13 protein-coding genes are annotated in these 14,148 nt (G+C 72.5%); 7 read left to right on the top strand and 6 right to left on the bottom strand.

Annotated elements, in window-relative coordinates:
• Window positions 1–43 precede the first annotated feature (43 nt).
• Window positions 44–1,006 (bottom strand): helix-turn-helix transcriptional regulator, encoded by a 963-nt coding sequence (locus tag ABZ808_RS07250; RefSeq protein ID WP_357002093.1) that lies wholly within the window; start codon window positions 1,004–1,006, stop codon window positions 44–46.
• Window positions 1,007–1,436: 430 nt separating this feature from the next.
• Here ABZ808_RS07250 and ABZ808_RS07245 point away from each other — a divergent pair, with 430 nt between their 5' ends.
• Entirely contained in the window at window positions 1,437–2,099 is a 663-nt protein-coding gene (locus tag ABZ808_RS07245; RefSeq protein ID WP_357002091.1) for a hypothetical protein, read from the top strand.
• A gap of 223 nt (window positions 2,100–2,322) precedes the next feature.
• Window positions 2,323–3,831: a phosphoesterase gene (locus ABZ808_RS07240; RefSeq protein WP_357002089.1), complete on the top strand. Its 1,509-nt coding sequence runs from the start codon at window positions 2,323–2,325 to the stop codon at window positions 3,829–3,831.
• 95 nt (window positions 3,832–3,926) lie between these two features.
• Here the strand turns inward: ABZ808_RS07240 and ABZ808_RS07235 are convergent, their stop codons facing one another.
• On the bottom strand, window positions 3,927–4,472 hold the full coding sequence (locus tag ABZ808_RS07235) for a MarR family winged helix-turn-helix transcriptional regulator (RefSeq protein WP_357002087.1): 546 nt from the start codon (window positions 4,470–4,472) through the stop codon (window positions 3,927–3,929).
• Between the two features lie 114 nt (window positions 4,473–4,586).
• On the opposite strand from ABZ808_RS07235, the gene ABZ808_RS07230 reads away from it, so the two are divergent.
• Genes ABZ808_RS07230 through ABZ808_RS07220 form a run of 3 tightly spaced genes read left to right on the top strand, consistent with a single transcriptional unit; the run spans window position 4,587 to window position 8,117 of the window.
• Window positions 4,587–6,158, top strand: coding sequence for an LLM class flavin-dependent oxidoreductase (locus ABZ808_RS07230; RefSeq protein ID WP_357002085.1), 1,572 nt, complete (start codon window positions 4,587–4,589; stop codon window positions 6,156–6,158).
• 43 nt (window positions 6,159–6,201) lie between these two features.
• Window positions 6,202–6,870 (top strand): helix-turn-helix domain-containing protein, encoded by a 669-nt coding sequence (locus ABZ808_RS07225; RefSeq protein WP_357002083.1) that lies wholly within the window; start codon window positions 6,202–6,204, stop codon window positions 6,868–6,870.
• Window positions 6,867–8,117, top strand: coding sequence for an MFS transporter (locus ABZ808_RS07220; RefSeq protein WP_357002081.1), 1,251 nt, complete (start codon window positions 6,867–6,869; stop codon window positions 8,115–8,117). Before ABZ808_RS07225 ends, ABZ808_RS07220 begins: the two co-directional genes overlap by 4 nt.
• A 114-nt stretch (window positions 8,118–8,231) precedes the next feature.
• Here the strand turns inward: ABZ808_RS07220 and ABZ808_RS07215 are convergent, their stop codons facing one another.
• Complete coding sequence (locus ABZ808_RS07215) at window positions 8,232–8,927, bottom strand: alpha/beta hydrolase (RefSeq protein ID WP_357002078.1); 696 nt, start codon at window positions 8,925–8,927, stop codon at window positions 8,232–8,234.
• A gap of 289 nt (window positions 8,928–9,216) precedes the next feature.
• The gene (locus tag ABZ808_RS07210) at window positions 9,217–9,639 is read right to left on the bottom strand and encodes an MmcQ/YjbR family DNA-binding protein (RefSeq protein ID WP_357002076.1); all 423 of its coding nucleotides are present in this window, start codon (window positions 9,637–9,639) and stop codon (window positions 9,217–9,219) included.
• 177 nt (window positions 9,640–9,816) lie between these two features.
• Here ABZ808_RS07210 and ABZ808_RS07205 point away from each other — a divergent pair, with 177 nt between their 5' ends.
• On the top strand, window positions 9,817–11,616 hold the full coding sequence (locus ABZ808_RS07205; protein WP_357002073.1) for an acyl-CoA dehydrogenase: 1,800 nt from the start codon (window positions 9,817–9,819) through the stop codon (window positions 11,614–11,616).
• Between the two features lie 18 nt (window positions 11,617–11,634).
• Here the strand turns inward: ABZ808_RS07205 and ABZ808_RS07200 are convergent, their stop codons facing one another.
• Both ABZ808_RS07200 and ABZ808_RS07195 read right to left on the bottom strand, forming a co-directional pair.
• Complete coding sequence (locus tag ABZ808_RS07200; RefSeq protein ID WP_357002071.1) at window positions 11,635–11,811, bottom strand: hypothetical protein; 177 nt, start codon at window positions 11,809–11,811, stop codon at window positions 11,635–11,637.
• Between the two features lie 94 nt (window positions 11,812–11,905).
• On the bottom strand, window positions 11,906–12,625 hold the full coding sequence (locus ABZ808_RS07195) for a spermidine synthase (RefSeq protein ID WP_357002069.1): 720 nt from the start codon (window positions 12,623–12,625) through the stop codon (window positions 11,906–11,908).
• A 131-nt stretch (window positions 12,626–12,756) separates the two neighbouring features.
• Between ABZ808_RS07195 and eccB the strand changes: the two genes are divergently transcribed.
• A complete protein-coding gene (eccB, locus tag ABZ808_RS07190) occupies window positions 12,757–14,139 on the top strand; it encodes a type VII secretion protein EccB (protein ID WP_357002068.1) in 1,383 nt (460 codons plus the stop codon).
• The last annotated feature ends 9 nt before the right edge of the window (window positions 14,140–14,148 follow it).

Below are 14,148 nucleotides of genomic sequence, written 5' to 3'. Positions count from 1 at the left end.
TGCGGCACCGACGTGCCGTGACGACCCGGGCGGCGCGGCCGGTTCAGGCGTTCAGCGTCTCGCGCGGCGGTACGCCGTAGCTGGCGTGGTACCGGGCCGTGAACCTGCTGTGGCTGGCGAACCCCCAGCGGCTGGCGATCGCCGACACGGTGTCGCGGCTCGGATCGGCCCGCACCAGGTCGCGGTGGGCCCGATCGAGGCGGATGCGGCGCAGGTACGCCATCGGGGTGGTCCCGAGATGGCGGCGGAAGGCCAGTTGCACCGCCCGCAGGGAGGCGGCGGCGGCGTTGGCGATGTCGGTCGCGCTGATGTCCCGGTCGGCGTTGTCCTCCATGAAGGCGATGGCGCGGCGCACGGTGGCCGTGCTGGCGTCGCGGCGATCCTCGATGGTCTCGTCGGTGAACGCGGTGTTGGGAAAGACCGCGAGTGCCGCCGCGGCGAGCATCCGCGCGGCGTTGCCGATCACCAGTGGTTGGGCGCTGGCGTCCGGATTGCTCAGCACGACATCGCTGATGTAGCTGGTGGTCTTTCGCCACTGCCGGGCGCGAAGCGCGGTGGCGGCGCCGAGGTCGGTGAACCGGATCTGGCCGGGTCGCCGGGCCGGCGCCGCGGCCGCCACCTGTGCCAGGACCGCGTGGTCCAGGACACAGAGTCCCACCGCCCCAGGCTGCCAGCGCAGGCTGAACGGTCGGTTGGGTCGGGTGGCGAGGAAGACGTCACCCGGGCCGAACCGGTGGGCGGACCCGTCGCAGGTGCGGTCGACCAGGGCGGTGCGGGCGCGGCAGACGACCAGGGCGTCCATGCCGCCCACCACGATGTCGAGCTGCCCCGTCTGACTCGTGGCGCCGACGGCGAACGGCCCGGCGTCGACCCGCTGGTGGACGAGGTGGTACCCGGTGTCGCCGGCACGGATGCGCAGGTCGGTGTCGTACGTGGTGGCCAGGAAGCGGTGGATGGCCGCTGGGTCGCGGCTGTCGAATCGTTGGAAATGCGCGGTCGAGGTCATCCGCTGTCTCCGTCCGGGGAAGTGTCGCCGGATGGTGGACCAGAGCCGGCGGCATGGTCGGGACGTGTCTGGGCGCGAGGGGTCGGTGTTCGCGGCCCGTTGCTGACCCGGCGGTACGGCGGTGGCACCAGGTCCCGCCCGGCGCTGCGGCGGGGGCGCGGCCAGGGGACTGACCGTAGGGCCTCAGGCATTCCCACCAATGTGGACTGCCACTGATGGGATTCCCACCCTACGGCAGGCGAGCGGCGTGCCGCTGGATTTCCGCGATTCAGTGAGTCGACTTCGCTTTCCGGCTACCGCGCGGCACGATCCTGCGCCTGCTGTCCTAGCGGTCTCGGTAGCGGCGACGAAACCCTGTTCATGATCTCCCCGGATGTCCGAGGACGTCCGGGTCGCTGCCGGAGGTCCGGCCAACAGGCGGAGGTGAACGTTGGACAGCATCCATCCTGACCGCGTCGTTCGACTGGCGGTTGCCGAGGCGCTGGCACGGGTGGCGGACGAGGACAGCCTCGGACTGGGTGAGGGTGACGCGCTGGAGAGCCTCGGGGAAGCGCTGCGCGAGGTGCTGCGCCGTGCGCTCGACGACCGCGTCCCGCTGGCCACACCCGGGTTCGTCGACCTGTGCCGCGACCTGCGTCTGAACCGTGACTCTCTCGACCTGTTGGGGCACTACCTGCTCACGGCGTTGCTGGCGCACCACGTCGGGCCGGATGCCCTGATCCGCGTCGGGGTGCTCCTCGGCACCGTCCGGCGCTACCTGCCCGCACCCCGCACGCCCGCGCGCCACAACGCCGGCCCGGAGACGCGGCGACGGGACGTACGCGCGGACAACAGCGTCGTGGGCCGGTACCGGCGGCCGAAACTGCCCGAGCACCTGCCCAGCCCGCCGAGTTGGACCTGCACCGGATGCGGTCGGGAGTGGCCCTGCGCCACGAAGGAGAGCCAACTGCTCGCCGAGTTCGGGGGAGCGCGCGCCGCCCTCGCCGTCTACCTCGGCTCCTGCCTCGTCGCCGCCGCCCAGGACCTGCCGACCCTGCCCCTGCCCCGTGCCCAGCTCCGATTCCTGGGCTGGCTGCCCCGCGCCCGGATCTGACGACGACACGCGCCCGGGAAAGCATCGGCCGCGTCGGCTACCCGCTGGCCTGCCGGCACCCAACGCGGTCGCCGCGTGACCGACCGCCGCCCTGGCCGAGCCTTTCAACGGGTACGGCGAGGGTGTTCATCGTGCGCCCGCTCCCCGTACGAGGGGAGTTCACGATGCTCTCCAAGGCTCCTTGATCGAAAGAGCATTCGCTTGATCGAGGAGAGGCTCTCACGTGAGGGACAAGCAACCCGAAGAGGTCGAGCGCGCGCAGCTGTCTCGGCGCAAGCTGGTCAAGTACGCGGGCGTCGGCGCGACGCTGGCCGCGGCCAGCCCGCTGGTGGGCGGCGGTGCGGCCTGGGCCGGCGAGGAGCGTCGGCCCGGCAACGACAAGCCCGACCGGGGCAACACGAAGAACCGGGCGTGGCGCGCTGGTGACCACCACGTTCACTCCGAGTACAGCGGCGAGTTCGACACCACGAAATCCCCTGTGGTGTTCCACAAGGGCGCGGACGCGGTCTACCCGATCGTCACCAACGCCATCATGGCCAAGAACTTCGGTCTGACCTGGGCGATGTGCACCGACCACGGTGGACCGACGCACTCCAAGGTGAACATCGAGCAGGCGTACCCCGACCTGCTGCGCTCGCGCAAGCTGGTCCCCGAGGTGCTCCAGTTCTGGGGCATGGAGTTCGACGCGCCCTCGCTGGACCACCACACGCTGATGATCCCGCGCCACGACGACGAGGCGAAGCAGCTCTTCGAGCTGGAGAGCCGGTTCGCCAAGTACGACGCGTTCCCCACCGACCCGGCCCGCGACACCGAGGCGAAGATGGTGGAGTTCCTGAAGGTCGCCCGGGGCATGCCGCACAAGCCGCTGGTGATCGCCCACCACGCGTCCCGCTCGGCTCCCGGGCTCGGCGTGTACGGCCAGGACACCCCGCGCGAGTTCCGCAACGGCAACAACGCCGCGCCGGACGTCTACATCGGGTTCGAGGGTGCGCCCGGCCACCAGGCCGGCCCGCTCAACGGCGGGGCGCGGGGCGGGTACGGCAACCACCCCACCTACGGCGGCTTCGACCAGATGACCGCGCGGGTCGGTGGGCTCTGGGACTCGCTGCTCGGTGAGGGCCGGCGCTGGTGGATCACCGCGACCTCGGACTCGCACGTGCACTGGACGCGCGGCGGCTCCGACTTCTGGCCGGGCGAGTACAGCAAGACCTACGTGCACGCACGCCAGGACTACGGCGACATCATGGACGGTCTGCGCAACGGCCGGATCTGGGTCACCACCGGCGACCTGATCCGCAGCCTCGACGTCACGGCCACGTCCCAGGGCCAGACCGCCGGGGTGGGCGAGACCATCACGGTCAGCCGCCGCAACCGCACCGACGTCGAGATCGAGATCAGGTTCCGCCCGCTGGACGGCGTGAACGCCAACGGTGACCGGCCCGAGGTCCGCCGGGTCGACCTGATCGTCGGGCAGATCACCGGCCCGAGCGCCAGCCTGGACGCCGACACCAACCCCACCACGAAGGTCGTGGCCCGGTTCGGCCCGCGCGACTGGCGCCGCCAGGGCGAGGACTACGTCATCCGGCACACCCTGCGCAACGTCGAGGCCGACACCTACGCGCGGGTCCGCGGCACCAGCACCGACGAGGCCGAGCCGCTCGCGGACGGGCTGGAGAGCCCGTGGCAGGACCTCTGGTTCTACTCGAACCCGGTGTTCGTGCGCGTGCGCTGACCTGCGTCGGAGCGGCACTTCGGGCCCGCCGGCACCTCACGACGCACGACGGTCGGGGGTGCCGGCGGGCCCGCGTTCGTTGTCCGGCTGGTCGCTCAGGCGGTCTTGGAGCGGCTGTCGCGGGGCGGCTCGTCCGACTCGGGCCGGACCTGCGTCACCACCTCACACAGGTCCCGCAGCGGGTCGACGGCCTGGGTCGAGCAGGCGACCCGCTGGAGCAGGACCCGCAGACTCGCCGACTCCTCGGGAGCGAGGGCCCCCAACAGATGGGACTCGACCCCGCGCAGCGCCCGCCGCCGTTGCTCCCAGGCCGCCCGGCCGGCGTCGGTGACATCCACCAGCCGGTTGCGCCGGTCCGCCGGGTCCGCCCGGCGCGCGACGTAGGCGGGGCGTTCCAGGTCGTCGATCAGGTACGTCAGCACGGTGCGGTCGATGCCGAGCTCCTCGGCGATCGCGCCCTGGTTGCGGGCCGGCCCGTTGACCGCGGCGGTGAGCACCTGGTAGCCGCGCGGGCCACCGGGAAAGTCGGCGAGCGTGTGCTCGGCGGCCCGGACGTAGCCACGGAAGACGACGCCGAGCATCCAGCCCAGGTCGTCGTCGAGCGGATCGGGCCTGTCCCGTACGTCAGTGGCTCCCGTCATGCCCCGACAATAGCGCGGCTCGGCATACCTTGTTGGCGACAGATGTTCTGTCTGGCATAAGGTTGATGTCATGACGCACCGTTCCAGGGCGTCGGGGAAACGGGAGGCTCACCCATGGGCGACTACGGTCACGACCTGATCTTCGGATCGTTCACCACGCCAGGCAGCGACGACCCGGAGCGCACCGTTGGCCTCGCCGTCCTGGCCGAGCAGGTCGGGCTTGACCTGGTCACCTTCCAGGATCACCCGTACCAGCCGAGATTCCTCGACACCTGGACGCTGCTGAGCTATGTCGCCGCGCGGACCAGCCGGGTGCACCTGTCGGCGAACGTCACGAACCTGCCGCTGCGCCCGCCCACCGTGCTCGCCCGCAGCGTCGCCAGCCTGGACCTGCTCAGCGGCGGCCGGATCGAGCTCGGCCTCGGCGCGGGCGCGTTCTGGGAGGCCATCGAGGCGATGGGCGGTCGACGACTGACCCCCGGGCAGGGAGTGCGGGCGCTGGAGGAGGCCATCGACGTCATCCGCCAGCTCTGGGACTCCGAGGCGCGCGGCGGCGTACGCGTCGACGGCGAGTTCCACCGCGTGCTCGGCGCCAAACGCGGCCCGGCCCCCGCCCACGCGGTGCCGATCTGGCTCGGCGCGTACAAGCCGCGGATGCTGGAGCTGACCGGTCGCCGGGCCGACGGTTGGCTGCCCTCGCTGGCCTACCTCCAGCCCGGTGACCTGGCCAAGGGCAACGAGTTGATCGACGACGCCGCACGGCGGGCCGACCGGTCGCCCCGGGACGTCCGCCGGCTGCTCAACATCTCCGGTCAGTTCGCGACCGCCGAGCGTGGCCCCCTGCACGGTCCGGCCGAGCAGTGGGTGCGGGAGCTGGCCGAGCTCGCGCTCAACGACGGCATCAGCGCGTTCATCCTCGCCAGCGACGACCCTGACGACCTGCGCCGCTTCGCCGGTGAGGTGGCGCCCGCCGTGCGCGAACTGGTCGCCGCCGAACGCGACGCCTCGTCGGCGCGTACCCCGGTCACCGAACCTCTGGCGGTCGCCGCGCCGTCGGCGCGGCCGGCCCGCGCGAGGGTGACAAGCGGTGCCTTCGCGGTGGTGCCGACGCCCGACGACGGTCGGCGGCTCAGTGATCGGCAGGTCTGGGACGAGTCGGCCCGCCCGACCGGCCCCACGCCCGACCCGACGCGCACCTACACCGCGCACGAGCAGGCCAACGGCCAGCATCTCGTGCAGGTCCACGACGGCCTGCGCGGCGAACTGGCCCAGATCCACGACCTGATCGAGCAGGTCGCGGCGGGCGAGATCGACGCCGGCGCGGCCCGCTCCCAGATCAACATGATGACCATGCGGCAGAACCGCTGGACCCTCGGCGCCTACTGCGAGTCCTACTGCCGCATCGTCACCACCCACCACACCATCGAGGACCAGGCCCTCTTTCCGCGGCTGCGGCAGGCCGACCCCCGCCTGCGGCCGGTCGTCGATCGGCTGGAGCAGGAGCACCACGTCATCCACGAGGTGCTGGAGGGCGTCGACAAGGCGCTCGTCGCGTACGTCGGGGCGCCGGACGGGTTGGTGGAGCTGCGCGCCGCGGTGAACCTGCTGACCGACGCCCTGCTGTCGCACCTCAGCTACGAGGAGCGTGAGCTGGTCGAGCCGCTGGCGCGGCTGAGGGTGAGCTGACAACGGCTTGCGCCCGGAGGATCTGAGAGACTACTTTCGAAACATGTCTCTCAAGAACCCGTACGGGGATTTCGAGATCACGGAGCCGCAGGCGCTCCGGGCGCTGGCGCACCCCGTCCGGCTGGCCATCCTCGACCGGCTCCAGCTGCACGGCCCGGCAACCGCCACCGGGCTGTCGCCGCACGTCGGCGCCACACCGTCGGTGGTCAGCTGGCACCTGCGCCACCTCGCGACGTTCGGCCTGGTCACCGACGCGCACAGTGCCACCGGTGCCACCAGCAAGCGGGAACGCTGGTGGCAGGCCGCCGCCCGGGGCTTCCGCTTCGAGCTGCCCGATGACGCCGAGGGTCAGGCCGCCGCCCGGCAACTGCGCGGCGAGACGTTCGCGCGCGCCGCCGAGGCGCCGCAACAGTGGCTGCTGCACGACGAGCCCCGGCTCGACGACGAATGGCGCGGGCTGGCCGGCCTCGCCGACACCCGGTTCGTGGCCACCGCCGACGAGCTGCGGCAGTTGGAACAGACGATCGAGGAACTGCTCGCCCCGTACGTACGTCGCAAGGACGACGACACGCAACCCGCCGGCGCGCAGGTCGTCCGGATGCTGCGCTACCTGCTGCCCGAGCCCGGCGCGCTATCGTCCGAGCCCGGCGCGCTATCGTCCGAGCCCGGCGCGTTGTCGTCCGAGCCCGGCGACGGCCCCGCCGCGTCATGACCACCGTCGAGGCCGCGCCGGCTCTGCACCGCGACCGGCGGTTCCGCACCTTCTGGATCGGCGAGACGGTCTCCCAGTTCGGCGACCGGATCAGCGAGTTGGCGCTGCCGCTGATCGCCGTCTCCCTCCTCGTGGTCACCCCCGCGCAGGTCAGCGTCCTCACCGCGTTGATCTGGCTGCCCAACCTGCTGGGCCTGTTCCTGGGCGCGTGGGTGGACCAGCGCACCCACAAGCGACGGCTGCTGATCATCGCCGACCTGATCCGCGCGGCGGTGCTGCTCAGCCTGCCGGTGGCGTACCTCTTCGACGCGGTGACCCTCACCCACCTCTACCTTGTGGCACTGCTCACCGGCGCCGGGGCGGTGTTGTTCGCGATGGCGCGCCAGGCCTTCTTCGTGGCGCTGGTGCCGAGATCGGCGTACGTGGACGCGACAAGCAAGATGAGCATGAGCCGCTCCCTGTCGTTCATCGCCGGACCGGCCGTCGGCGGAGGGCTCGTCCAGGCTTTCACCGCGCCGATCGCGGTCGTCGTCGACGCGGTGTCCTTTCTCGGCTCCGCCCTGCTGATCGGCCGCATCCCGGTCACCGAGGCGCCCCCGCCGCCGCGCCGAACGTCCACCCTCGCCCTCGTCCGCGAAGGGCTCGTGCTGGTGCTGCGCCACCCCGTGCTGCGCGCCGCGCTCGGCTGCACCAGCACCGTCAACTTCTTCACCTTCATTGCCACCGCGCTGCTGGTGCTCTACGCCAACCGTGAGCTCGGCCTGTCGGCCGGCGCCATCGGCATCGCGCTCGGCGGCGGCGCGCTCGGTGGACTGGCCGGAGCGGCGCTCGCCCCCCGGGTGTCGCGCGCCATCGGACTGGGCCGCACCGCGATGATCGGCGTGGTGCTCTTTCCCGCGCCGCTGGCCCTGACCGCGCTGATCAGTGGCCCTACCTGGGCGAAGGTGACCCTGCTGGCGGCCATCGAGCTGGTCTCCAGCGTCGGGGTGATGCTGATGGACGTCAACCTCAACGCCCTCCTCACCGCCGTCACGCCCGACGACGCGCGGGGCCGTCGGGCCGGTGCGTACAGCGCCGTCAACTACGGCATCCGGCCGCTCGGCGCGCTGGTCGGCGGCGCTCTGGGCACCACCATCGGGCTGCGGCCGACACTGGTCGTCGCCGGCCTGGGCGGGACACTCGCGGTGCTCTGGCTGCTGGCGTCGCCGGTGCGCCACATCACGACCATCGACGACCCGATGCCCTGACCGGCATCGGCCCTGACCCCGGCCGTCCTGACCCTGACCCTGGCCGCTGACCGTCCTGGCCCTGGCTCGGGGGAGGGCGGGCGCCGGCTGGCCCGCCGGCCGCGACCGCGCAGGTCAGCCGGCCTGCTCCAGCAGCAGCTGGGCCAGCTCGGCGGGTTGCGAGAACATCGGCCAGTGGCCGGTGTCCATCGTGACCAGCCGCCAGTGGTCGCTGGTCAGCAGCCCGGTCACGGTGGCGTTGGGCTCGGGCCCGTCGAGCAGACACTTGATGTACGTCGCCGGCAGCTCGCTCAGCGGCCGGGTCAGCACGGCCGGCTCGGCCAGCGTGGCACCAGGGTGCGGGGTGGAACCCTCGACCAGCCGCGCGACCTGCTCGTCGGTGAGCCCCTGACCGTCGAAGTCGGCCGCGCCGAGCGGCGGCCAGTAGCCGCCGTTGTCGGCGAGCACCGACTCCAGTGCCGCGGGCCCCTGCCACCAGCCGGACACGAACGACTCACCGTCGACCGGCACGTCCGAGTCGACGAAGACCACCCGGGTCAACCGGTCACCGATCCGCTCGGCGGCCTGACCCACCGGGATGCCCGAGTAGCTGTGCCCGACCAGCACCACGTCACGCAGGTCGCGGCGCTCGATCTCGCCGACAATGTCCTGCACGTGGGTCTGCTGCCCGGCGGGCACACCCCGCCTCTCGGCGAGACCGGACAGGGTCAGCGGGTGCGTCTCGTGGCCGGCCGCTCGCAGCGGCGGCACCACCTCGTCCCACGCCCACGACCCCAGCCACGCCCCCGCTACCAGCACGAAATCAGCCATGCCCGGGACCCTAACGCCGACCTGCGACAGTCCGGCGACCGATGGCCGCAGCCCGGCGGGTCACGGCCGTCGTTGGTGGGCGCTCGCCGCAGTTCAGAGCGGCCCGGCCGAGGTCAGGCGGATGATCCACTCGGGATCGGCGATGTCGGGGTATCCACGGCACCCGGATACCCCGACATCGCCGACCTCGTGTCGATCATGGCCGCTGGCCGCTGGCCGCTGGCCGCTGGCCGCTGGCCGCTGGCCGCTGGCCGCTGGCCGCTGGCCGCTGGGCGGCTGGGACCTGGATTCAAGCGGGTGGCGGACCGGGGCGGTCGACCAGGGCCGCGAGCCGTTTCGGCGCGAGGAGGCAGTAGCTCTCGGTGAGCAACTCGGCCACCTCGTCCCAGGCCGTGTCGTCGTCCACGACCATGCCCAGCACGGTCGGGCCCCACTCGGGCTTGTAGAACGGGTGGCCGCTCGCCACCAGGCCCGCGATCTCGTCGGGTGGCGAGCGGAAGATCAGCAGGCAGGCCGGCCGATCCATTTCGGCGGCGCGCGGGTGGGCCGGTTGGCGGGCCGGGTCGACGGTGAGCACGTGGGCGAAGGTCCGTTTGCGGATCCGCCAACGGGTGCCCACCCAGGCCGGCTCCTCGTAGCTCTCCGGCAGCACACGGCAGATCGGCCGCAGCCGGTCGAGGACCTCGGGAGGGACGTCTCCGGGTTCGGTCACGGCCAGCGACCCTAGCCGCCCGGTGTGACAATTCTCGTCCGTCGATGGGCGTCAGTCCGGTCCCGTCGGTGTGGTGCCCGTCCGACCGATCCGACAGGATGAGGCCGGAGCGGCACACGCCCGACGACTGCCCCGACCGCCGCACCCACCCGCCGCCCCCGCCCACCGAGGAGTGCCGTGTCCACCCTGCTCTCACGCCGCGACCTGGACTTCCTGCTGCACGAATGGTTGCGGGTGTCGCAGCTCGTCGAGCGTCCTCGCTACGCCGAGCATTCTCGGGAGACGTTCGACGACGCGCTGGACCTCGCCGAGCGGGTGGCCACCGAGCAGTTCGCCTCGCACAACCGAGCCGCCGACCTCGCCGAGCCGACGTTCGACGGGCAGCAGGTACGGCTGATCCCGCAGGTCCGCGCGGCGCTGGACAGCTTCGCCGAGACCGGTCTGCTCAGCGCCGGGCTGGACGCCTCGGTCGGCGGTCTGCAACTGCCGCACGCCGTCGCCGCCGCCTGCTTCGCCTGGTTCCAGGCGGCCAACGTGGCCACCTCGGCGTACCCGATGCTCACCCTGGGCAACGCGAACCTGTTGCTGGCACACGGCAGCGCGGAGCAGGTCGACACCTATGTCCGGCCGATGCTGGAGGGTCGGTTCTTCGGCACCATGTGCCTGTCCGAGCCGCACGCGGGCAGTTCCCTGGCCGACATCACCACCCGGGCCGAGCCGCAGCCGGACGGCACGTACCGGATCTTCGGCACCAAGATGTGGATCTCCGGCGGTGATCACGAGCTGGCCGAGAACATCGTCCACCTGGTGCTGGCGCGGATCCCCGGCGGACCGCCCGGGGTGAAGGGCATCTCGCTGTTCGTCGTACCGAAGGTGCTCGTCGGGCCGGACGGGTCGCTCGGCGACCGCAACGACGTGGTGCTGGTCGGGCTCAACCACAAGATGGGCTTCCGGGGGACCACCAACACCCTGCTCAGCTTCGGCGACGGCGGGCACGCCCCGGGCGGTCGCGCCGGCGCCGTGGGCCACCTGGTCGGTACGCCGCACCAGGGGCTCGCCCAGATGTTCCACATGATGAACGAGGCCCGGATCGGCGTCGGCGCCGGCGCCACCGCGCTGGGCTACACCGGGTATCTCAAGAGCCTCGAGTACGCCCGGGAGCGACCGCAGGGCCGGCCGGTCGGTGCGAAGGACCCGTCCGCGCCGCAGGTGCCGATCATCGATCACCCGGACGTACGACGGATGCTGCTGGCGCAGAAGAGCTACGTGGAGGGAGCGCTGGCCCTGGTGCTCTACTGCGCCCGGCTGCTCGACGAGGAGAAGACCGCCCCGGAACAGGTCGACCGCGAACGCGCGCACCTGCTGCTGGAGGTGCTCACCCCGATCACGAAGAGCTGGCCGTCGCAGTGGTGCCTGGCCGCCAACGACCTGGCGATCCAGGTGCTCGGCGGCGCCGGCTACACCCGCGATCACGACGTGGAGCAGCACTACCGGGACAACCGGCTCAACCCGATCCACGAGGGCACCCACGGCATCCAGGCGCTGGACCTGCTGGGACGCAAGATGACCATGCACGACGGCGCGGGTCTGCTCCTGCTGACCGAGACGATGGGGGACGCCGCCACCCGGGGACGCAAGGCCGGCGGGGAGGCCGCCGAGTTGGCCGACCGACTGGCCGCCGCGGTGGACCGGATCGTCGCGGTCACCCGTCGACTCTGGGCCGACGGTGACCCGGTGGTGGCCCTGGCCAACGCCAGCGCCTACCTGGAGGCGGTCGGGCACGTGGTGATCGCGTGGATGTGGCTGGAGCAGTGGCTGGCGCTGCCGCCGGAGGGGTCCGGGGACGCGTTCCACGCCGGCAAGCGGCAGGCGGCCCGCTACTTCTTCACTGTCGAACTGCCCCGCACCGGCCCCCAGTTCGACCTGCTGAACAGCCGCGACCGGACCACGCTCGACATGCGCGCGGACTGGTTCTGAACGGGGGTCTGGCCGGTCTCACCGTCGCCGGCTCTGGTGCTGCATCGCCTGCCGCCCCTTGACCACGCCCAGCACGATCACCACGACGAGCGCGATCAGCCCGATGATGATCAGCCAGCGGACGGCTTCGAGGAGCAGCCCGAGCAGGATCAGCACGCCGGCCACCACGCCGACGACCCAGAGCATGGCACGCATCTCGACCTCCCGTGACGGCCCCGCCCGTGCGGCGACCCGCCGGTCACCTTCCCGATCCCGCCGCCACCATGCCCAACCGGGCGGAGGAGCCGGTTCAGGACGCGGTACGGGCGACGTAGACGGTGTTGGCGGACTGGCCGCCGGTCAGCGGGTTGGCGAACGGCACGACGTGCGCCCGCGCGGTCGCGAACACCTCGGCGAGCGCGGCGGTGAACTCGGCGTCCGGCGGGTCGTCCGACCAGAGCGCGAAGACACCCTCCGGGCGCAGCAGCGCGGTGAGTCGCCGCAGCCCATCCGGCTCGTAGAAGGGTGCGTGGCTGGGGTGCAGGACGTTGCGGGGTGAGTGGTCGACGTCGAGCAGCACGGCGTCGAACCGCCGTCCGGGCGCCTCGGCGTCGAACCCGGCGTCGCCGGCCACCGCCGCGAAGAAGTCGGCGCGTACGAAACGGGTCCGTGGATCCTCGGCGAGCCCCGCCGCGAACGGCAGCAGCCCGCGCTGGTGCCAGTCGATCACGTCCTCGATGGCCTCCACCACCACCAGCGACCGCACCCTCGGGTCGTCCAGCGCGGTGCGGGCGGTGTAGCCCAGGCCGAGCCCACCGACCACCACGTCGAGCGCGTCACCCGTCAGTTCGGCCAGCCCCAGGCGGGCCAGCTCGATCTCCGCGACGGGGAACAGGCTGGACATCAGGTACTCGTCGTCGAGCTTGACCTCGTACACCTCGACCTGAAGTGCCGGGTCCCGGCGTCGACGCAGGCTGATCGCTCCGATCGGGGTCTCCCGCCAGGCCAACTCCTCGAAACGCGCGCCCACGGGTGGTGCCCTTCCGCCGCCGGATTCGTCCCCGGATGCTACCGCTCGGTTGATCCCCGGCCACGCAGGGTCCACGGGACATCGACGCAACGCATATTCTGTGGCCGGCCGAATCCACCGGAAGGGACCCGATGCCGTCGCGGCAGGACCAGCTGCACTCCTACCAGTTCAGCGTCCAGCGGGCCGTCGCCGCCCTGGTCATGCGGGAGACCGACCCGGCCCAGTCGCCGTTTCGGCGACTCGCCGGCGCGGGCCTGGCCAGCGTCCTGGTCGCGGCGATCGGGCTGGGTGGTTCGGCGCTCTACGGCCTGTTCGCCGGCGGTGGCAAGGGGTGGCGCGATCCGGGCGCGGTGATCGTGGAGAAGGAGTCCGGTGCCCGGTTCGTCTACCGCGACCAGAGACTGCACCCGGTGCTCAACTACGCCTCGGCACTGCTGATCGTCGGCGCGGACCGGTCCAAGACCGTGCTGGTGTCCCGCCGTTCGATCGACGGCGTGCCGCGCGGGTTGCCGCTGGGCATCGCCGACGCACCGGATTCGCTGCCCGCGCCGGGCCGGCTGGCGACGTCGCCCTGGACGGTCTGCTCGACGACCCCGGCGGGCGCGGGCGGCGATGAGCCCCGCTCCGCGCTGCTCATCGGCACCGAGCCTGGTGGCGGCCGGCCGCTGGGCGACGACGCGTTGCTGCTGCGCCACCCCGACGGTGGCCTGCACCTGGTGTGGCATCAACGCCGCTACCTGGTCCGCGATCCCAACCGGGTGCTGGCGGCGCTGGCGACCACCAGCGCTCGGGCCGTGCCGGTGGCGCCCGCCCTGCTCAACTCGCTGCCCGCCGGCGTCGACCTGGCCCCGCTCGCGCTGCCCGGTGCGGGCAGCCCGTCCACCGGAGTGCCGGGCGCCACGATCGGTCAGGTCTACCTGGTGCGCAACTCCGGCGGCGGCCGGCAGCACGCGGTGGCGCTCGACGACGGGCTGGCCGGGATCACCGAGTTGCAGGCCGGGCTGCTGCTGGCCCGCACCGGGCAGGGCGAGCCGGAGCCGATGACGCTCGGCCGGTTCGCCGCGCTGCCCACCATGCCGGACCTCGCGCCGAGCGGCCCGACCGCCCCACCGCCGGCACCACCCCGGCTCGCCGCCGCCGACGCGGCGGTCTGCGCCCGCGTCGGCGACGACGGCGGGGCCAGCGAGGTGCGCTGGGGCGTACACCTGCCGGACCTGGCCGCCGTGCCGCGGACCGCGCCGGCCGGTGGTGCCGTGCTGGCCGACCACGTGGTGGTGGAGCCGGGCCGCGGCGCGGTCGTCGAGGCCGCCGCGGCGCCCGGCGCGTCCGGCGGCGCGGTGTCCGTGGTCACCGACCTGGGCCGGCGGTACGTGCTGGCCGACCGGGAGGTGTTGGCGATGCTCGGCTACCGCGACCTGCGACCGGTGCGGCTGCCCGCCGGCCTGGTCAGCCTCGTGCCGGCCGGCGCAACCCTGGATCCGGCCGCCGCGCGGGCGGTGGCCGCTCCGGCGTGACCCAGGCCA

Source organism: Micromonospora sp. NPDC047527, assembly GCF_040643015.1.
In the GTDB taxonomy this organism is placed as follows: Bacteria; Actinomycetota; Actinomycetes; order Mycobacteriales; family Micromonosporaceae; genus Micromonospora.
This window is presented reverse-complemented; position numbering and strand designations above follow the sequence as displayed.

What these genes read in the sequence shown, in the direction of transcription:
- ABZ808_RS07250 (WP_357002093.1), bottom strand. Translation starts at nt 1,006, where the DNA reads ATGACCTCGACCGCGCATTTCCAACGATTCGACAGCCGCGACCCAGCG.
- ABZ808_RS07235 (WP_357002087.1), bottom strand. Translation starts at nt 4,472, where the DNA reads ATGACGGGAGCCACTGACGTACGGGACAGGCCCGATCCGCTCGACGAC.
- ABZ808_RS07230 (WP_357002085.1), top strand. Translation starts at nt 4,587, where the DNA reads ATGGGCGACTACGGTCACGACCTGATCTTCGGATCGTTCACCACGCCA.
- ABZ808_RS07225 (WP_357002083.1), top strand. Translation starts at nt 6,202, where the DNA reads ATGTCTCTCAAGAACCCGTACGGGGATTTCGAGATCACGGAGCCGCAG.
- ABZ808_RS07220 (WP_357002081.1), top strand. Translation starts at nt 6,867, where the DNA reads ATGACCACCGTCGAGGCCGCGCCGGCTCTGCACCGCGACCGGCGGTTC.
- ABZ808_RS07215 (WP_357002078.1), bottom strand. Translation starts at nt 8,927, where the DNA reads ATGGCTGATTTCGTGCTGGTAGCGGGGGCGTGGCTGGGGTCGTGGGCG.
- ABZ808_RS07200 (WP_357002071.1), bottom strand. Translation starts at nt 11,811, where the DNA reads ATGCGTGCCATGCTCTGGGTCGTCGGCGTGGTGGCCGGCGTGCTGATC.
- eccB (WP_357002068.1), top strand. Translation starts at nt 12,757, where the DNA reads ATGCCGTCGCGGCAGGACCAGCTGCACTCCTACCAGTTCAGCGTCCAG.